This window comes from Dyadobacter sediminis, from assembly GCF_005860765.1.
GTDB lineage: Bacteria > Bacteroidota > Bacteroidia > Cytophagales > Spirosomataceae > Dyadobacter > Dyadobacter sediminis.
Genome location: NZ_VCEI01000021.1, coordinates 313,256 through 334,220 on the forward strand (window position 1 = coordinate 313,256; position 20,965 = coordinate 334,220).

General features: G+C 45.8%; 11 protein-coding genes and 1 tRNA gene. 7 read left to right on the forward strand and 5 right to left on the reverse strand.

Going from position 1 to position 20,965, the window contains the following annotated elements; all coding sequences use genetic code 11:
- Window positions 1-889 precede the first annotated feature (889 nt).
- Both FEM55_RS08585 and FEM55_RS08590 read left to right on the forward strand, forming a co-directional pair.
- Complete coding sequence (locus FEM55_RS08585) at window positions 890-1,192, forward strand: hypothetical protein (protein WP_138280927.1); 303 nt, start codon at window positions 890-892, stop codon at window positions 1,190-1,192.
- A gap of 218 nt (window positions 1,193-1,410) precedes the next feature.
- The gene (locus FEM55_RS08590) at window positions 1,411-4,572 is read left to right on the forward strand and encodes a CBM96 family carbohydrate-binding protein (RefSeq protein WP_171036515.1); all 3,162 of its coding nucleotides are present in this window, start codon (window positions 1,411-1,413) and stop codon (window positions 4,570-4,572) included.
- A gap of 444 nt (window positions 4,573-5,016) precedes the next feature.
- Here FEM55_RS08590 and FEM55_RS08595 read toward each other — a convergent pair whose 3' ends face one another.
- The 3 genes from FEM55_RS08595 to FEM55_RS08605 form a co-directional block, all read right to left on the reverse strand.
- Window positions 5,017-8,880: an ELWxxDGT repeat protein gene (locus tag FEM55_RS08595; RefSeq protein WP_138280929.1), complete on the reverse strand. Its 3,864-nt coding sequence runs from the start codon at window positions 8,878-8,880 to the stop codon at window positions 5,017-5,019.
- A gap of 123 nt (window positions 8,881-9,003) precedes the next feature.
- On the reverse strand, window positions 9,004-12,852 hold the full coding sequence (locus tag FEM55_RS08600; protein ID WP_138280930.1) for an ELWxxDGT repeat protein: 3,849 nt from the start codon (window positions 12,850-12,852) through the stop codon (window positions 9,004-9,006).
- 909 nt (window positions 12,853-13,761) lie between these two features.
- Complete coding sequence (locus tag FEM55_RS08605) at window positions 13,762-14,613, reverse strand: poly(ethylene terephthalate) hydrolase family protein (protein WP_229209164.1); 852 nt, start codon at window positions 14,611-14,613, stop codon at window positions 13,762-13,764.
- Window positions 14,614-14,727: 114 nt separating this feature from the next.
- Between FEM55_RS08605 and FEM55_RS24930 the strand changes: the two genes are divergently transcribed.
- On the forward strand, window positions 14,728-14,877 hold the full coding sequence (locus tag FEM55_RS24930) for a hypothetical protein (RefSeq protein WP_171036516.1): 150 nt from the start codon (window positions 14,728-14,730) through the stop codon (window positions 14,875-14,877).
- Window positions 14,878-15,286: 409 nt separating this feature from the next.
- Here the strand turns inward: FEM55_RS24930 and FEM55_RS08610 are convergent.
- A tRNA-Ile gene (locus FEM55_RS08610) sits at window positions 15,287-15,360 on the reverse strand.
- Between the two features lie 132 nt (window positions 15,361-15,492).
- Between FEM55_RS08610 and FEM55_RS08615 the strand changes: the two genes are divergently transcribed.
- The 4 genes from FEM55_RS08615 (at window position 15,493) to lpxA (ending at window position 20,098) form a co-directional block, all read left to right on the forward strand.
- On the forward strand, window positions 15,493-16,728 hold the full coding sequence (locus FEM55_RS08615; protein WP_138280932.1) for an HD domain-containing protein: 1,236 nt from the start codon (window positions 15,493-15,495) through the stop codon (window positions 16,726-16,728).
- An 81-nt stretch (window positions 16,729-16,809) separates the two neighbouring features.
- Entirely contained in the window at window positions 16,810-17,859 is a 1,050-nt protein-coding gene (gene lpxD / locus FEM55_RS08620) for a UDP-3-O-(3-hydroxymyristoyl)glucosamine N-acyltransferase (protein ID WP_138280933.1), read from the forward strand.
- Window positions 17,860-17,897: 38 nt separating this feature from the next.
- The gene (locus FEM55_RS08625) at window positions 17,898-19,289 is read left to right on the forward strand and encodes a bifunctional UDP-3-O-[3-hydroxymyristoyl] N-acetylglucosamine deacetylase/3-hydroxyacyl-ACP dehydratase (RefSeq protein WP_138280934.1); all 1,392 of its coding nucleotides are present in this window, start codon (window positions 17,898-17,900) and stop codon (window positions 19,287-19,289) included.
- On the forward strand, window positions 19,286-20,098 hold the full coding sequence (gene lpxA, locus FEM55_RS08630; RefSeq protein ID WP_138280935.1) for an acyl-ACP--UDP-N-acetylglucosamine O-acyltransferase: 813 nt from the start codon (window positions 19,286-19,288) through the stop codon (window positions 20,096-20,098). Before FEM55_RS08625 ends, lpxA begins: the two co-directional genes overlap by 4 nt.
- A 51-nt stretch (window positions 20,099-20,149) precedes the next feature.
- On the opposite strand, the gene FEM55_RS08635 is transcribed toward lpxA, so the two are convergent.
- A complete protein-coding gene (locus FEM55_RS08635; RefSeq protein ID WP_138280936.1) occupies window positions 20,150-20,947 on the reverse strand; it encodes an MOSC domain-containing protein in 798 nt (265 codons plus the stop codon).
- Window positions 20,948-20,965: the final 18 nt, after the last annotated feature.

A 20,965-nucleotide genomic window follows, 5' to 3' on the forward strand; every position in this document is an offset into this window, starting at 1 on the left:
AAGTCCGTATTCCTGATCAGCCGGCAACTGGCAAGCAGGAAATATGCAATGGATTAATAAAAAGAAGATTTGCCTGAAGATCAGGTTGTTTGAAAGTACTGGGAAAAATTACTGCTACAGCACAAAGACTAAATACCCGCTGATGATAAGTAAGTCCGGATCAGTTTCTATATAAAAGGATAGCTTTACGTGTTAATGGATGATGCTGATTTTAAGGTCATCTTTCACCAAATGTAAAATTAAAAATTTAAATCTTGTCATAAAAAAGTAATAAAAAATATAAAAATTTTCATGTAGAATAAATTTTAGTTTTGTTATCCAAGAAGGTCAATTCCTTGTTAGGAGTAAGTTAATTACCTGCTTATAGCATAAATTGGTAAGTGCCTGAAAAGAAGTTTTTGTAAGATCCATGAATACCTTATTTCTATATACGTTCCTAAAATGGCTGTCAGGAAGTAGCAGCCATCCTTTTCATACCGGCAGGGTGAGAATATTGCGAAAATAGCACTTCTGGTAAACAGTCTATCCGTATTGATAGGGCTGTTTAAGACGGCATTACACGCTGTTTTTGCTTGCAGGCATTATTTAATCAGGCTGCAAATTTTCGAATGTTTGAGATTAAAGGGCATTTTCTCTGATTTTACCGAAAAAGATCATTGAAGCATTGCGGATATTCCGGTTCCAACAAATAAGCCATATTGCAGACAGAATTATCAGTTGCAAATAGAATATTTTTAGCTTCATGAATGGAAAAATGGGGTATGCCTCATCATAAAAACGAATTCTGCCAGCCTGCTTAAAACAGAGGCTGCTAACTAAGAAAATAAAGCCATGAACATCCAGCAATCAAATGAGTTATCAATCATTGATTTCTTAGGCAAAACCGGAATTGAACCCAGCTATAAAGCGTGGGAACCAATGGTATGTATTTCCTGTACGGGAGCCGGAGTATTCCCTGTCGTTTAAAGTCAATGCAGCCATCAACAGATGGTATGACTACGCGCTCATGCAAGGAAGCAAGTTATTTGACCTGGCTGAGAGGATTTATCCAAATCAGGATACCGACAGCCTGGTGGAAAAGATAAATCAGGCAATCTCGTCTTCACATGGCAGGTTACAGGCAAGCGCATTGGCGTTAAAAATTGTACTCAAAATTAAACTTCCTTTAGATTATTTTACCAACTCATTCTAGCCCTGAAAACTGGTTTGTAGTATTTGCTTTGTTCTTGTAAACTGAAGGATGCAATTGCAAGTAAATGCTTGTAGCTTTATTGTTTTACGTTCAGTATGCTCTTTATTAAACTCAGCCCGTTTATGAATTCACATTACTTTAATGAAATATCTTTTCCAAATCCTGGTCGGATATGCTGCTTTCAGATCATAAAGAAGCAGAAACTGCTTCTTTCAATTGTGTTGTGCTTACTTGCAGCATCCGGTTTGCTGGCACAGCCAGCCATTGAATGGGACAAAGCCTATGAACCTGTTCCGGGCCTGGCGCCCAAAATTGTATGTCCTACGGCTGACGGCGGTATCATTGTAGGGCGGGCACTGTATCCTTCCGACAATGCAGATTACATTGTTGTGAAATACGATGTAAACGGAAATAAAGAATGGGACAAAACATTTTCCGGAAACAAACAGGATAATCTGAACGCGATTATTCAGACCTCCGATGGAGGCTATTTACTTGGCGGCTCCTCCAACTCGGATCCTGGCCAGGATAAAACCGATAATGCGTATGCATCTTCTGTGGATTACTGGATTGTCAAGATCTCGGCCAATGGCAGCAAAGAGTGGGATAAAACCTATGGCGGAAGCCGTGCTGATAATGTAAGATCTCTGAAGCAGACAAAGGATGGCGGTTATCTGGTTGGCGGTAATTCTCTTTCATCCAGGGATGGCGTCAAGTCTGAATCCAGCAGAGGTGCCCATGATATATGGGTTATCAAAACAACTTCGGACGGCACCAAGGAATGGGATAAAACCATCGGAGGAAGCTGGCCGGACAGCCTGGTCTATGTGGATCAGACTGCCAGCGGAAATTACATTCTGGGCGGTACCTCACTTTCATACGTAGGCGGGGATAAAACCGCTCCTAACAAAGGCCTTTATGACTTCTGGGTTGTACAATTGGCACCAGACGGTTCGAAGATATGGGACAAGACGTTTGGTGGCTATATTAGTGATAATTTGAAATTCATGGAGCGTACTTCCGACGGAGGCTACATCATGGGCGGCCAGACCGGTTCCCCGGTCGGCGAGGATAAATCGGAAAATGGATTCGGTTATCTTGATTACTGGCTGATAAAGATCAATGCAGACGGAGTCAAACAGTGGGACAGAACACTTGGAGGAACAAGGGGAGACCTTCTAACTTCTGTAAAGCAGACCCCTGACGGCGGTTATATTATCGGGGGCAGTTCCAGCTCGGATAAAAGTGGCAACAAGACGGAAGCACGTAAAGGATCTACGGATTACTGGATTGTAAAACTAAACGCAGATGGCAGCATAGCCTGGGACAAAACAATTGGCGGAGCAAGGGATACAAACAATCAGCTGATTGGTGCTTTTGTTGCACAGGACGGCGGATACCTGTTATGCGGAACTTCGGCAGGGAAAGCTACCGGCAATGACAGAACGGTGGCTATGTCCAATTCACCCGAATTATGGGTCGTGAAGCTGGTTTCAGAAACCAATACCAAGGCACTGACCTTTTCTTCCGGCTCACTCAAGTTCACCAAAGAGGGAAACAGCACAATTCCAGCGCAATCCGTTAAGCTTTCGGCAAATACCGGAACGCCTGCTGTAACCCTTAAGAATTCCAAAGTCAGCTGGCTGACGCTTCCTGCACCTGCACTGGGCTCCTTGCCTTTTACGGTAAATCCCGCAGGCCTTTCTCCGGAGAAATATACCTCACTCGTTGTAGCAACGGCTCCCGGTTATGCACGGGCTTTGCTGAAAGTCAATCTGCATGTTAATGATGTAACGACGCCGCCTGTACTGGATCCCATCGGAGACAAGGAATTAACTGCCGGAGATACACTTGTATTTACAGCAACGGCTACAACAGGAGCCGGTCAAACAAAACAGTTTTCACTGATTGGCGCACCTGAGGGTACAACAATCGGCGAATCCGACGGGGTTTTCAGCTGGGCTCCTCTGGTTGCGGGCACTTACCGGTTTGTAGTCAGGATCAGCGTTGCTGCTATGCCGGAACTATATGATGAGGAAACGATAACTGTAAAAGTACTGAAGCCGGCCAATGAAACTTCCGTCCGCATCAATGCAGGCGGCGGTGCTTACAAAACCTCCGACGGGCGCATTTTTGACGCGGACAACTATTACAGTGGCATCGACCGCACCAGCACGATTGGTGCTGACGTGGATATTCTGAGCACGACGGACGATGAGCTGTACCGTTCAGGCCGTAGCTCGGATTACTTTAATTACAACATTCCGGTCAAGAACGGCATTTTAAAAGTGACACTCCATTTTGCAGAAACCTATTGGGGTGTCTATCCCGGGCGTCCGGGCGACAAGGACAAGCGTCGGTTCAATGTGAGTGCGGAAGGTGTGGTGAAGCTGGACAATTATAGCATCATCGGCCATGCAGGCCAGCCGTTAAATGCCGTACAGGAAACCTTCGAAGTGGCCGTTACCGACAGTGTTCTTAATCTGGCTTTCAGCTCAACACAAGAAAAGCGCGACCAGCCGCGGGTATCGGCCATTGAAGTGGAATTTGTCAATTCTTTACCAATAATCATCACGCCGGTTGCAGATTCTTACGTAAGTTATGGCGCCAATGCCAATACCAATTACGGAAAGGAGCCCACGTTAGATGTTAAAGCGACGAGCGTTCCGGAACTGCAGCGGGTATCTTATCTCAAATTCTCGCTGGCCACTGTCAGCGATGTAACCAGCGCGAAGTTCCGCATCTACGGCTATAACCATCAGGCCGACACCAGGGTTAATCTGGACTTGATCGGACTAGACAATGACGACTGGACCGAAACCGGCATCACTGCCAATAATGCCCCAACCGGCGTAATGACTGCGTTGGCTTATTTGAGCGTGACCCGGGAACCAGAGTACTTTGAAGTGGATATTACAGAATTTGCCAAAGCCCAGTTCGCCAGTGACAAAATGCTGACCTTGCGGATCGATCAGACCTTCGGCGGCAAAAGGATTATATTCAACAGCAGGGAAAACGCCGCATTCAGGCCGGAGCTGATCATCAATACGAGTGAGCCCGTGAATTCTGTTACCAGGCTTGCCGCGGAAGAAGTGGACAACAATACTGCTGAATCCGGCGCGGAAAGTTCTGTCATTTACCCCAATCCGGTGCGTACGCAATTCACGCTTCAGATCGGAAACCAGCATCAGGAAGCGGTTGCTTTGCAGCTTTTCAATGAAGCCGGAAAAGCTTACAACATCAAAACGCCTGAGTTGCTGCACGCAGGAACCAAAGCCGAAATCAGCATTGCGGATCTTGCATTGAGTGAAGGAATTTATTTTCTGAAAGTACAGTCCATTTCCAAGTCGGAAGTGCTGAAAATAGTGGTAATTAAATAAAATAGCTTGGTACACAAAATCTCAACAGCACCTGGTGAAATCCCGGTGCTGTTGAGATTTTGTGTACTTACTTGTTATGTTAGACAAAAAAAGTTAACTCTTGTAAAAAGGACTTTAAAGTTGTAAACAAGAGTAGAGCTATAAATGAAAATTATAAAATAGTACCTTGAATAATACCATGGTGTTTTCTCTTGATTTCAGATGTTTAAGAATTATTATTTTTAAATCAATGTAAATGACTTATGTATGTTTTAGTTCATTAAACAAACGTGTAGGGCGGGGTCAAACGTAATTTTTGCACCACTATTTATTGTACTGTTACTATCAGCTGTTTAGTATTGTTCCGAAAATAAACTGGTAATAAAAAATCATATTATTCATAAACAGGAAAGCCGTACTTCTCTTGGAAGTACGGCTTTCCTGTTTATGGTACTTTTCAGCTTTTTACTCGGTCACCAGCATTTTAATCACTTCTGTAAATTCGTCCGACTTGATTTTAAGAAGATGGATTCCCGAACTTAGCGAAAGACCGGAAATACTGACCGCTGCTTTTTCGCCCGGCCGGACATTTTCAGTTCCCGTAATCGCATACCCTTTTCCCGATTCGCTGATCAGCTCAAACGAAACCGGACCGGCATGCTGTCTGGATACGGAAACCGTAAAATGATCTTTGACCGGGTTGGGATAAACGTAGGATTCCAGATCAGTTTGTGCTGTTTCCTTGCTGCCTTCCTGACTTAACCGTGTATTCTTATTGGACTCCGGCGCAAGTTGGATAATGAGCTCAGGCCTGTTAAATGCATTCTCCTTGCTGTTAAAAACCAATCGGGTATTGCGGTTATTCGGATCATTCAAAAACAGGCTTACAAATCCTTCGTTCATTTCATGCTGGGCTTTTACATAGCCGGTAACATCCACTTCGTAGTACTGATAAACATCGTTGACGCCCGCCAAGCCCAGTGACGGCGTAGATGCTGCCGGTGCGTTGTTGCTGGTGATGCCGTCTTCTTTCCAGCTACCCTCATCGACTCCATAGGCATGAAGGTAAATCGTGTTGCTGTTTTCATGGTTATGGCCGTAAATCCTAAGTTTGGCCGTAGCAATTTTCTCTTGCGGAAGCTGGAACCTGAGGTACGATGAACGGTTTGGGGAAAGGTCACTGCCGGGCACCCGCTTGATTTCCAGATCCGGTGAAAAGCCGAAATTCATGTTTTTAAACGTGCTGTCCCGTACAAATGCATCCGCAACCGGACTGAGCGCCAAACTGCCTACAACGACTTCAATGGCGGATATTCTGGGCAGGTCGGCTGCACCGCTCAGGAAATCAATGTTGAGCATGCCGTCGGTCACGGCCACGGGAAAGGATTTCTGGACAGCGCGCATGGCACCGCCGGCTGCAACGAAAATATCAAAATTGGTCAGCTTGCGTCTGCCTTCCATATCCACATGAAACTGTCTCTTGCCAGCGCCGCCTGCACCTTTTCCGGGCACACCGTACCAGATTTCAGCAAAGTGCAGAATCACCGTGACTTTGCCATTTGGAACCGGAATGTTGTAGCTGAAAGAAGGCGAGCAGCGGCCCGAACGGTAAAGCACATCATCGGTGGTATTCAGGATATCGCCTGTCGCAATTAAAGTGGTGCGGTCGGTTCCGGCATAATACTGGTCTTTGCTGAACTGTCTTTCGCCGGAAGCTGCAAATGCTTCACCGCCCGCATTGATGCGCAGCGTAGCCGAAGGCAGCACTTCCTGGTACTTAAACAGCTCGGCGCCATACATGCCGTTATCAGCCGAAATCAAAAGCTGGTTGTTTAAGGCTGCAAGTTCGTAAAACTTCGTAGAACCACCGGGCGTCATATCGTAAGCGAGAACGGTGGACTCGGCTGTGCCGCGTGATTTCCAGAGTTCGACACCGTGTGTTCCGTCCGATACGGTAAAGTAAAGCGTACTGCCTACGGCTGTCGTGTTGCCTAAATAGGTGCCTTCATTACGATCTTGGATGTCTTTCAATTGAAAGGTACCTTCTTCGCTGCCATCGCTTCGCCAGAGTTTTTCTCCGCTACAAGGAGGGATAAAGTACAACAGGTCACCGGCTGCTGTGAAATTGCGCGTTCCAACCTCAGGAACGTAACCATTGCAGTACGTAAGCGTGATTGTGCCCTGCTCGGTCCCGTCTGTTCTCCAGAGAAATTCACGATTTAATTTACGATCATACCCATTCTGATTGATGATATAAAAGGTGACTGCCGAAAAATAAACCAGGTTATTGACCGTCGTCAGTTCCGAGAAAGTAGCATCCGGATCATCGGTATAAATATCCTTGATGACCGTTGTTCCTGCCGAAGTTCCGTCCGTTTTAACCAGCAGATGATGATTGTTCACGTCATTGATCACAAAATAAACCTGATTATTGGCTACGGTAATGGACTTATAAAGGTATTGTCCCCGCCGTTGCACCAGCTGCCTGACGATTACTGTGCCCGCTGCCGTGCCGTTGCTTTTCCAGAGTTCTACACTGTTTACGCCGTCCCATGCGCCGAAAAATACTTCTCCGTTTAAAGTAACCGGTGAAAAGGTAGGGGTACGTACAAAAGTCCGGATCAGCTCCGTTCCGGCTGCCGTTCCATTGCTTTTCCAGAGCTGCATGCTGCCTGATCCGTTGACGATGCCAAAAAACAGGGTGCCATTTACATTGATCAGTCCCTGCAGGGTATCGGCTTTGGTGAAGTCTTTTAATTTGATCGTTGTGGCCGAAGTTCCGCTGCTTTTCCAAAGACTATGTACCTGTGAACCGTTTCCGGTAACAAAATAAACCGCTCCGTTTACATGGGTGATCTGCTCGGGATTGGAGCTGTTTGCTCCGGTTAATACGTCACTGACAAGCACCGTGCCGACGTTACTGCCGTCTGTTTTCCAGAGCTCGCGGCCATGGATGCCGTCATCCGCTGAGAAGTAAGAGACATCATTTGCCTGTGTAAAATTGCGGGGTGTGGATTCGGGTCTGGCGATGTCGGTGAGTGCAACAGTGCCGCCTGTTACCATCGTGCTTTTATAAAGCTCAAGTCCGGACCCCGGATTGCCATTGAAGTACAACGTGCCGTTCGCATCCAGGAGCTGCGTAGCCCGCGCATCAGCCAGAACTTTGGTGCCATAAACAGTGCCATTGCTTTGCCATAACTTATCTCCCGAGCCGTCATTGGCCATAAAAGCAGCCTTGCTGCCAACGGCTTTCAATTGTGATATACCGGAACCTGCACTGCCTGGGCGAATGTCTTTAACGAGCTCCGTGCTGGAAGCCGAGCCGCTGCTGATCCATAGTTCCTGTCCGCTGGCGCCATTATTTGCGGTAAAATAAAGCTGCCCGTTTATCACAGTAAACAGTGAAGGGTCGGAAGAGGCCGCACCCGGATTGATATTTTCAACCAGAACAGTTCCTGCTGCACTGCCGTTTGATTTCCAGAGCTCGTTGCCGCTTATGCCATCATTGGCCGAGAAATACAACGTGCTGCCTGCAGCGGTCAGGTTTTCAACGCCGGAGGCAAAGGTTTTTACCAAGGTAATTGCAGCAGTATTGCTGGCTTTATACAGTCCAATGTCTTGCCCGGCAGACCCTTTGAAGAATACTTCATTGCCAACTGCCTCCAGAGAAGAAAATGAACCGGTGCCTATAGTATTTGCAACAGCCATTGTTCCGGCAGGAGTGCCATCGGATTGGTAAAGGTAATTAACGCCACTGTTGTCAACGACAATGAAAAACAAGGTTCCGTTAACATCGACTATTTCCGGGATCCGAATCGGATCCATGTAAGATCCTTTCTTTATGACTGTTCTGCTATTTCCATTTATTTTTAACAGGCCCTCGAAATAACTGTAGAAATAAATTGATCCGTCTTCAGTCGTGTAAAATGGAATGCCCGTTCCAAGAAAATCAGGATCAAGTTCGGTGATGTATTTGGTGCCTTCCGGCGTGGCGTCGCTGCTGTACAATGCATTCCCCAGTTCATAAGAATGAACTACAAACAAGAGACGGCCATTTAATGTGGACAGACCGTTTACATAAGAACCTTCCGGCATTTTCATGACGAACTCGGTTCCTTCGGCTGTGCCGTCACTTTTCCATAATCCGTTTTTCTGAAAGCCGTCGTCTGCAATCATGTAAATCAAATCGCCTAGTTTAACAGACGCCTGAATCTTGAATCCCTTTTCTGTTCTGGACACGTTGATGTCTTTGACAAGGGAGCCTTCCTGGGCCAGCAACGGCTGTATACTGATCAGCAGCAAGGCTAAAAACGGTAATAATTTTTTCATAAACCGGAAATTGAAAGTTGAGTTAAGGATTAAAGTTTGTTGTAATTTGAAGAATGAAAGCCGTCCTTGAAATCTTTCGGACGGCTTTCATTTGTTTATGCTTGCTAACTTGTAAGCTTAATCCTACTCAGTGACCAGCATTTTGATTACTTCTGTAAATGCATTCGATTGTATTTTCAGCATGTAAATGCCTGTGCTGAGTGTTAAACTAGAAATATTCACCTCCGCCTTTTCTCCCGGCCTGGCGCTTTCAGCTGTGCGCACTGCATAACTTTTTCCTGCCTGGCTGATTAGCTCAAAAGAAACCGGACCTACATGCTGCATGGAAAGGGAAACGGTAAACTGTTCTTTTACCGGATTCGGGTAAATGACGGATTCCTGTTCAGCTTGTACGTTTTCAGCAATGTTTTCCTGATTTAACCGTGCCGAACTATTGCTTACAGATGCAGGCTGAATGACTAACTGAGGAGGGTTAGCGCTATTTTCCTTGCTGTTGAAGACAAGCCTTGTATTCCGGTTATTCGGATCTGCCAAAAGCAAAGTCAGCAAATCGTTGCCGGATTCCTGTTGTGCTTTCACATAACTGGTTACATCAATTTCATAGTACTTGTATTGGTCATTGACAGCTACGTAGCCCAGCGAAGCCGTAGAAGCAGCGGGCGCATTGTTTTTGCTGATGCCGTTTTCAGTCCAGCTATCGTCATCCACGCCATAGGCATGCAGGTAAATATCCTTGCTGTTTTCATGGTTGTGGCCATAGATGCGCAATTTGGCAGAACCTACATCAAACGTTTGTGGCAACTGAAAACGAACGTAAGAAGAACGTTTTGTGGAAGCATCACTTTCGGCTACATTCTTAACCTCCAGATCCGGGAAATACCCGTAGTTGGCCGCGCTGTAACCGCCATCACGTATGTAGGAATCCGCAACGACTTTGTAGGTTTGGCTGGCTACTACGACTTCAATGGCTGAAATTCTTGGCAGATCGGCTGCGCCGCTTGTAAAGTCAATGTTGAGCATGCCGTCTGTAACGGTGACCGGAATGGATTTCTGAACCGCACGCATCGCTCCGCCCGCAGCGGCAAAGATGTCAAAGTTGGTCAGTTTGCGGCTGTTTTCGATGGTGACGTTGAACTGCCGGCTGCCTGCGCCGCCCTTTTTGCCCGCAGTGCCGAAGTACGTTTCAGCAAAGTGCAGGATCACATTTACCTTGCCATTGGCAATCGGGATATTGTAGCTGAATGAAGGCGAGCAGCGGCCTGAGCGGTAAAGTACATCGTCGGTCGTGTTGAGAATATCACCTGTTGCAATGGAACTCGTGCGGTCAATGCCGGCATAGTAGCGGTCTGCATCAAACTGTCTGGAACCGGAAGCGGCAAAAGCCTGTCCGCCTGCATTGATCCGGACGGTGTTGACCGTATTTATTTCCTGGTACCTGAACAGCTCGGCGCCGTACATGCCGTTATCGGCAGAAATCAGAAGCTGGTTGTTCAAGGCTCCCATATCATAGAACCGTGTGGAGCCATTCGGGTTCATGTCATAGGCCAGACTGGTTGTTTCGGTAGCGCTATCGGTTTTCCAGATTTCACGGCCGCTGTTTCTGTCTGTGGCAATAAAGTACAGGGTTTTTCCGATGACAGTTACATGATCGATCGTTGTCCTGTCTGCTCTTGAACCGAAGTTGGTGACCCGCTGCGTACCTTCTGCAGTACCGTCACTTCTCCATATCTCTTCTTCAAAACCATGTACAAAGTATAAAAGACCGTTTACAGCCACCATGTCATGTACATAAATGTATGGATCGCCCTGGATAGTTTCCAGCTTTGCTATGGTATAAGTGCCCTGTTCAGTACCATCGGTTCTGTATAGAATCTCACCGGAGTAATCATCAAAGGCTGCACCGTCAACGCCTACAAAAAATACCAGATCGTTCACTGCAACGAGTTTGGAAAGGTATTCCAGCCGAATATTTGAGACGACTGTTGTTCCTTCAGTAGTGCCATCGCTCTTCACCAGCGCGTTTTTGTAGTTACCAGACACGACAATGTAGTAAATAAAGTTACCGGCTACGGTGATGGAAGTGTACATGCTTTCACCCCAGGTAGGAGCTACATCCTTGACGAGTACAGTCCCTTCGGCGGTGCCGTTGCTTTTCCAAAGATCCACGCTGTTGATGCCGTCATAAGCACCAAAGTACACCTGTCCGTTCAGGGTGACAGGTGAAAAAGTATCTGTTTGGGGGAAGGTTTTAACCAGCTGTGTTCCGGCCGTGCTGCCGTCACTTTTCCAGAGCTGCATACTGCCGCTGCTGTTGATAATCCCGAAAAACAGGGTTCCGTTTACATTGATGAGTCCCTGCAGCGTGTCTGCTTTGGTAAAATCTTTGACCTTGAACGTTGTCGCAGTTGTTCCACTCGTTTTCCATAAGCTATGCACCTGTGAATCGTTACCGGTAACAAAGAAGACAGTTCCGTTCACGTTGGTGATCTGCTCGGGGTTGGAGCTGCTTGCACCGCTTTGTATGTTCGTGACCAGCATGGTTCCGGCCGTACTGCCGTCTGTTTTCCAGAGCTTGCGGCCATAGATGCCGTCGTCGGCAGTAAAGTAGGACACACCGTTTATTTCTGTAAAATCAAGAGGTATAGAGCTGGGTTTGGCAATATTGGTCACCGCGCTGGTGCCACCCGTGACCATTGTACTTTTAAAAAGCTCCATGCCTTTGCCTGCATTGCCATTGAAGTACAAGGTTCCACTGACATTCAGCAGCTTTGAAGCCATTACATCGGCCAGAATTTTAGTGCTGTATACATCCCCGTTACTCTGCCATAACTTTTCACCGGAGCCGTCATTGGCAACAAAAGCAGCCTTGCTGCCGACAGTCACCAGCTCTTTAATATCAGAGCCCGAATCACCAGTCCGAATGTCTCTGACCAATTTTGTGGAAGAAGCTGTTCCGCCCGTTTTCCATAGTTCCCGGCCATGCGTGCCGTCGTTTGCCACAAAGAAAAGCTGTCCGTCAGCAGTCCGGAACATGGAAGGGTCCGATGAAGCTGCACCCGGATTAATGTTTTTGACCAGCACCGTGCCGGCCGTACTGCCATCCGTTTTCCAAAGCTCATTGCCGTTTACACCATCATTGGCCGAAAAGTATAGTTCATTTCCCGCACTGACGAGGTTACTCAAACCGGATGTAAATTGCCTGACAAGCGTGACCGGAGTAGTATTGTTCGCTTTGAACAAGGCAGTACCTGAAGGCAGAACCTGCTTGAAGTATACGTTATCTCCAAGAGCTACCAGTGGAGCAGAAGGATTTGAGCCTGTTGTATTGGTAACTGCAACCGTACCTTCCGTGGTGCCATCGCTTTTATAAAGTATTATTTTTTCAAAGTTATTCAGTACTAAAAAGTACAACATGCCATTCAGGCTGACTCCATAGTTGACAGGCGAACCATACGATTCATAAAACGGTTTCACCAGGACGGTTCCGGCTACGGTTCCGTCCGTTTTCATCAATCCCTTACTTGTTCCAAAATACAATGTTCCGTTTACATTGACAAATACTTCGTCGGCATAGTCCAATTGGAACAGTTGCAGCGAGGAAGTTGTGCTTGTCTGGCCAACATCCAGTTTATACAAATATTTCAGACCACTTTCCAATTCCACTACAAAGTAGATTTTTCCGCCTGAATAGGTGAGGTGTCTTACATAATTCCTATAAAGGGGTACTTCAGTAATTTCTTTTATCAGGACAGTTCCGCCGGCAGTTCCATCACTTTTCCAGATTCCTTTCTTTTCTAAACCGTTGTCAGCAATCATATAGATTATATTATCTACCGCAATCGATTCATAAATACGCAGTCCGTTGACCGCAGAGCCTGTGACATTAATGTCTTTTAATAGTGAGCCTTCCTGCGCCAGCAAAAGTTGCATGCTCATCAGAAACAAGGCTAAATACAGTACAATTCTTTTCATGGTTTGTTGATTGTCAGGTAAGTTAATTGTTCAATTTTCATGTTTGATAAAGGTGTTAACCGGTAAAAGATCCTGCTGGCCACTTGTCTGGTTTTATCCGGTATATTTTGTTGTACAGTCCGGAAGGCGGCATGATTTAATATATATGTAAAAGCCAGTAATTTACAGCTATTTACTTGTATTGATATCCTCCATCCTTTCAGGATGTTGTAATTACTACAAAGTGTTTTGCATCTATCGGAATAGTTACTAGACCTTCATCAACTTCTTTGCAGTTAATAAAGATTTAATAACATGTTGTAAGAGTGACAAGGAGAAGATCATACAAAACCAAAAAACTTTCAATGGCAACAGAAAGGTGTAAAGCTTAGTTTGGCATTTGCCTGAGTTCTCCTTATTATGATCAAGGAGATTGTCGCGAAACTTCAGAGCTTAGATTGAAATCAGGACTATTGACCTCTGACCTCCCCCTGCAAAACTGGGCGATTGATAACTAGAGAAAATCGGGCAATTTTGATGACTTAACCATCAGAAAAAACCGCTTATGAAAACAACGAAATTTACAGAAGCACAGCCGGGTGGCAGATGCCGTCATTTTTACGCTTCGGCAGGCGGACACCGGAGTGCCTGTTTTAGAGTTATGCCGTAAAATAGGATCAGTGAGGCGGCCTGTTATAATTGAAAACCGCGGCGACGGACCGCAAGAAGTATGCTGGTTTAGGTGTGCCGGAACTACGTAAATTCCGGCAATTCGAACCAGCCCGCCAGGCGGGCCAGCCCGGATGATGACTATCATGCGTGCATGTTCAGTCGTTTGCTAACTATGATCCTGTTGCCGGCCGGCCGGTGCCGTACTATAAACCGCACCGGCGCGTCGAATCAACTATTCGATGTCGGATTAAAGAAAAGTCAGGGCATATTTTTCTTTTCAAATGTCCAGTTTTCGTTGGATGACAGTCCCGGCGGATTACCGGTGAATAGTTTGCCTGCCTCTTTATCACCTTTCAACTGCCATTTGTACCATGCCGTGGCAACCTGGGCAAACTCGCCGCCGTGCGGCTGGCTGTACGTGCCGCCGTGTCCGACATTCATGTTGGCTACGAATACTGGTACATGATTGATCTGCCGGTAATCGTCCATCCCGTTTCCATAGGCAATATCCTTTTCGCCGCCCAGCAGATAGAGAGTTGGAGTATGAATTTTTTTGAGATTTTCCTTGGTCAGGTTTGGCATATTGCTGATGCCGTTCCCAGGCGTTTTGAAAATACCGCTGTTGCAAACAACCACCGTACTGATGCGCGGATCCGAGGAAACTTCCAGCGTCTGCAAACCGCCGCACGACATACCACTGACAGCAATTTTTTCAACATCTATTTTCTGGTAGAACGGACTGTTCTTATTGTCATTCTGTTTAATAGCCCATTCAACGGCATCCAGCAACTGCAACGACTTTGAACGATCTTTTGTCTGTTCACCCGTTTCATTAGGCATTACGCCGATGGCAACCACCAAAAAACCATGAGAAGCGACCTCGCTTAAAAAGTTAACGTGCTCCCAGGGTGAGTTATAGCAGGCTCCATTGCCCCATGCAATGACTGGCAACTTGTTCTTGTTGTCAAATTGACTTAGATCTTTTGGCCTGAACACCGTGTGCATTGGTAACGAGGCCTGTGTTGTCATTATTGCGCTGTACTTTCCTGTGCCGCCGTCTTCCACTATACGCGAAGCAATTTCCTGCGCCATCAATGGTTGGATCAACAAAAAAGAACCTATTATTAGTCGAAAGATTTTCTTACTTACCATTGCTTGCTTGATCTGTTTGTTTATAACCTAAAACTGCTGATAACGCCTTTTTACTGATCTCAAGATAAAAATATGCGCCCTGATGCGCCGCATTGCTGCAAGGCAATCGAAACACAGTTTGCTATAGGCAGCAGTTGGCAGCAGGATCAAGAAAATGTTCCTCATAATGATAAAGGCATTGATTACATGGTCAGTATTGCTTTGCTTAATCTGGCGAAGTAAATAAGCATAATCAAGCATGTCCCTATCTGAACATTCAATAACTGACTTACTTATTTTGCCTGTCATAAACATGAAAGGCCGGAGGGCTTTATAGGAAATACTATTTGGCTACTTCCCGATTTTGAAGCAAGCCCGGCTCTTTGCCGCCAGTTTGTTTTTGACAATGGACGTTTCTTTCTGGCTCTGAACCATTTGAAACGATCTTTGTGAAAATTGGAAGAAAAAATAGTGTAGTTAGGGACAAATCCCACTATTTCGCGTCAAACTTTCTGCTAGCGGGACAAAGATTTGCAACGGGATATAGATATATGGAATGCTTTTCGGACTGATCCAAAAAAACGATTGCTACTTTTATTGCAACCCAACAAAAAAGGACTTGGCTAAAAAAGCCAAGTCCTTGATTTTTAAGTGGGCCCACCTGGGATCGAACCAGGCACCTACTGATTATGAGTCAGTTGCTCTAACCGAATGAGCTATAGGCCCGAAATTTTATCCGGTTGTCCACTTTTAGCTGGATCGGAGTGCAAAATTAGCGAAACGAATCAAATCTCCAAACGATTATGATAAGAATAAGTACTTTTGTCCGTTGCTACATAACTAATCTGCCTAAAATTAATTTTGAATAAAAGGAAAATTATAAACGATCCGGTTTACGGATTTATATCCATCTATTCTGATTTGCTTTATGACCTTGTTGAACATCCTTATTTTCAACGGTTAAGAAGAATCAAGCAATTGGGATTGGCCGATATGGTGTACCCGGGAGCACTTCACACGCGCTTTCACCACGCACTCGGTGCCATGCATCTGATGGGACAGGCTCTGAAAGTACTGCAGGAAAAAGGGCATCTCATCTGGGAACCCGAACTGGAAGCCGCGCAAATTGCTATTCTTCTGCACGACCTTGGCCACGGCCCGTTTTCGCATGTGCTGGAAAGTGTTATGCTGCCCGGCGTACCGCACGAATCCATTACGCTGGTGATGATGAAAGAACTGAACCGACAAATGAACGGCCGGCTGGATATGGCCATCCAGATGTTTGAAGGAACTTATCCCAGGAGGTTTTTTCATCAGATGATTTCAAGCCAGCTGGATATGGACCGAATGGATTACCTGAACCGGGACAGCTTTTACACCGGGGTTATTGAAGGCTCTATCGGTGCCGACCGGCTTATTAAAATGCTCGACATCAGCAAGGATCAGCTGGTTGTGGAAGAAAAGGGGCTACTCAGCATTGAAAATTTCCTGCATGCTAGACGGCTGATGTACTGGCAGGTTTATTTACACAAAACATTGCTGAGTGCACAGGCCATGCTTACGCAGATTCTTTACCGCGCCAGAGAACTGACCGAGAACGGGGAAAAGCTCTTTGCTACACCGGACTTTGCCCGATTCCTGAAAAACAGGTTTTCCCTTACGGATTTTGATGCCAGTACCGATTTGCTGGAATCATTCAACGGTCTGGACGATAACGACGTATGGGCTTCCGTAAAAGGATGGAGAACACACAGCGATCCGGTTTTGTCAAAGCTGTCCGAAATGTTGCTGAACAGAAACCTGTTTAAAATCAATTTTTACGACAGTCCGCCGGAGCCGGAATTGCTTGATCAGCTGCGGGAGCAACTTTTACATTCCGGAATTTCTGAAAGCGAAGTGCCTTATTTTCTTATCACCGGAGAAACGACCAACTGGGCTTACGCCAAGGAACAGGATCCGATCCGTGTTAAAATGAAGAACGGCGACTTGCTCGATATCGCAGATGCATCCGACATTCCAACCATTGAGGCGCTTACTAAGATTGTGCGCAAGTACTATGTATGTTGGGGTAAAAATGTATCTTTGCGTGGTTAGTCAGGATCATTACAAGGAGGAGACTTTATAACAGATTTTATTACATACTCGAAATACGTTACCCGAAATTAGCCGAAAAATATGAAATTTACTGTCAGCGAGATTGCTCAGATGCTTGATGGAACCATTGTTGGAGATGATAAAATTACAATTGATTCGGCTGCTAAAATTGAAGAAGGGCGTCCGGGATGTATTTCATTTTTGGCCAATAGTAAATACGAGTCTTATATATATTCCACTCAGTCTTCGGCAGTCATTGTAAACAGGGACTTTACGCCAAAGAAAGACATTGCAGCAACGCTCATTTATGTTGATAATGCTTATACGGCATTTACGATCCTTCTGGAAGAATACCAGAAGCGCATCGGCAAGCAAAAGTATGGTGTGGAACAGCCCAGTTTTATCGGTGAAAACAGCACAACTGGTGAAGGCTGTTACCGCGGTGCCTTCTCTTACATAGGAAAAAACTGCGTCATCGGAAACAGTGTCAAAATCTATCCGAACACTTATATCGGAGATAATATCGAAATAGGGGACAACTCGGTCGTTCATCCTGGCGTAAAAATTTATGACAATACCGTAATCGGTAAAAACTGCACCATTTTTGCAAATTGTGTAATCGGCGGTGACGGTTTCGGATTTGCTCCGCAGGCAGACGGAACTTACAAGGCAATTCCGCAGCTTGGCAATGTAATTATCGAAGATGACGTAAGTATCGGTTCCAATACCACGATCGATTGTGCGACAATGGGTTCCACGATTATCAGAAAAGGAGTCAAAATTGATAATCTGGTTCAGATTGCACATAATGTCGAAATTGGAAAAAATACCGTAATTGCAGCTCAGGCCGGTATTTCAGGTTCTACGACCATTGGTGAACAATGCGTAATTGCGGGTCAGGTCGGAATTGTGGGACATATTACGGTTGCCAACAATACCAAAGTCGGAGCGCAGAGCGGGCTGGGTAAATCCATTAAAAAAGAAGGGCTTTCCTTATCCGGATCGCCGGCCAGAGATTTGAATGAACATTTGAGATCAATGGCTCTGGTAAGAAGACTTCCTGAAATGGAAGAAAGACTGAAAGATCTGGAAAGTAACCGTGAAACATCTGATTTCCAGGAAAGAGACTAAATTCCAACGCGCCTTTAAGTAGAAAAGGATATTATATAATGAACGAAAAACAACAAACCATTTCTAAGTCTGTATCCGTTACAGGAGTAGGTTTACATACAGGTGTCGTCGCAACCATGACTTTTGTTCCTGCACCGGCCAATCACGGATACAAGTTTCAGCGTGTTGACTTACCCGGCCAGCCCATTGTAGATGCAGATGTTGATAATGTAGTAGACTTGTCCCGCGGCACAACCATTGAACAGAACGGCGCCCGGATACATACCGTGGAGCATACGCTTGCTGCACTTGTAGGCTTGCAGATTGATAACGTGCTGATCCAGCTTGACGGCCCCGAGCCACCGATTATGGACGGCAGTTCCATCAAGTTTGTGGATGCGCTGGAAGATGCTGGCATTGAAGAACAGAATGCTTACCGCAATTACTTTGAAGTTCCTGAATACGTACATTATATCAATAAGGAAAATGATACCGAGCTTGTAGCATTGCCGTTGTCGGATTACAGGCTTACGGTTATGGTGGATTACAATTCAACCGTCATCAGCAGCCAGCATGCTTCGTTGAACGATATTACCTTGTTTAAAGATGATATTGCAGAATGCCGGACGTTTGTTTTTCTTCATGAACTGGAAGCATTATACCGTCAGAACCTGATCAAAGGCGGCGACCTTACCAATGCCATTGTCATTGTGGACCGCGAAGTACAGGACGGTGAACTGGATCATTTGTCGCAGCTTCTGAGCAAGCCGAAAGTCAGTGTCAACAAATCAAAAGGTATTCTGAATAACGTTGAGCTGCATTATCCCAATGAGATGGCGAGGCATAAGCTGCTGGACCTGATCGGAGATCTTGCCCTTGTCGGCCGGCCGATCAAAGCACAGATTCTGGCTGCGCGTCCCGGACATGCGGCCAATGTGGCGCTGGCCAAAAAAATCAAGAAGCTGATCAAATCCGGTAAAGGAGATATTCCGCAGTACGATCCGAACAAAGCACCCATATTCGATATTAACCAGATTGGGCAATTGCTTGCGCACCGTTACCCGTTCCAGATGATCGACAAGATCATTGCACTGGATGAAAACAGTGTAGTCGGCGTCAAGAATGTCACAATTAATGAGCAATTTTTTCTTGGACATTTTCCGGGAAATCCTGTCATGCCGGGCGTACTGCAGCTGGAAGCCATGGCGCAGACCGGCGGGATACTTGTGTTAACGAGCGTACCCGATCCGGATAATTACTGGCCTTATCTGATCGGAATTGATGCATGCCGCTTCCGCCGTAATGTGTTTCCGGGCGACACGGTAATTTTTAAGTGTGAATTTACTTCTCCGATGAAGCGCGGGATCGTAAAAATGAGTGGCCGGGGATACGTAGCCGGACAACTGGTGTGTGAAGCAGATATGATAGCAAGCCTGGTAAAGAAAAAATGACTCAATCATTAGCATATATTCATCCTGGCGCGAAGATCGGTCAGAATGTAGAAATAGAACCGTTCGCGATGATCCATCCCGATGTTGAAATCGGTGAAGGTACTTGGATCGGTTCACACGCCGTAATCAATTCAGGCGCAAGAATTGGAAAGAACTGCCGGATTTTTCCCGGCGCTGTAATTTCTGCAACGCCGCAGGATCTTAAGTATAACAATGAATATACTTTAACCATCATCGGCGATAATACAACAATCCGCGAATACGCAACCATCAGCAGAGGAACGGAAGAACACTGGAAAACAGTAGTTGGCTCCGACTGTCTGATCATGGCCTACGCACATGTGGCGCACGACTGCCGGGTAGGAAATAATTGCATTATAGGAAACAATGTGCAAATGGCCGGCCACGTACATGTCGGCGACTGGGCGATTGTAAGCGCATTGAGTGCGGTGCATCAGTTTGTCAAAATCGGTTCGCATGCGTTTGTATCCGGTGCTACGCTGGTCCGCAAAGATGTTCCGCCTTTTACGAAAGCTGCCCGCGAGCCTATTTCCTATGCCGGTATCAACTCGGTGGGTTTGCGCAGAAGGGGTTACAGCAATGAAAAAATTGTTGAAATCCAGAACATTTACCGTTATATATACATGCGCGGGCTGAACAATGCGGAAGCTCTGCAGAAAATAGAACTGGAACTGCCGCCATCCAACGAACGCGATGTAGTTATCAATTTTATCCGCAATTCGGAAAGGGGGATTATGAAAAGCCCGTTTCAGACAAACGGTACAAGCGAAGCAGAAGCACAGTCCTGAAAATATGTTAAATGTCAAAAAGAGCTTTCGGAAACGGAAGCTCTTTTTGATTTACTGCGTTACTGTAACTTCGTCTCCTGCCTTTACAATCCCGAAAGCGGCTGCAACGACATTCTGTCCGAACAATATCTTGTTATTGATCTTGCGGTAAGTTGCGAGTGTTTTAAGCGGTTCCACGCCTTTTTCGGCTGTTGCCGGATTGATCGTCGTCATAATACATCTGGCGCAGGGTTTTACAATTTCAAAAGTGGCGTTACCGATTGTAATGCTTTTCCATTCATCTTCGGCAAAAGGTTTTGTTCCGGTAATGACAAAATTAGGCCGGAATCTCGCCATGCTGACAGGTTCCGGAAGTCTGGAATTTAAATCGTCCAGAGAAGCCTGTGAAATGACCAGAAATGGAAAACCGTCGGCGAAACTTACATTTTCATCATGCATTGCATAACGTGGATCGGCTTTACGCTGCGTATTTTCGGGCATCATAACCAGTCTTACTGTTTTGCCAAGTTCAGCACTCAGCCATTGATCCACGGCATCACTGACGGTCACAGCATCCACAACATCATTCCATACTTTTACGGAAATTGTTTCTTTTGAAACCGGTTCAAAAGGAACAAGCGTGTAGTTTTCCGGATTATTGCGGCTGAAAATTTTCAATCCGCCTGCTTGCAGCGCCACATCGATCAAAGCCATTTCAGGTGAAAAACGCTGCGTCTGAAACAGGCCGTTTTCATCCACAATCATCCAGCGGCGGTCGTATCGCAAGCCTTTTTCTTCTGTTAATGCTTCGGTGAGCCGTATGCCGCCCAGTGATTTGACAGGATAAATCCAGATTTCGGATAAGATCATTTTAATAAATTGTAAGAT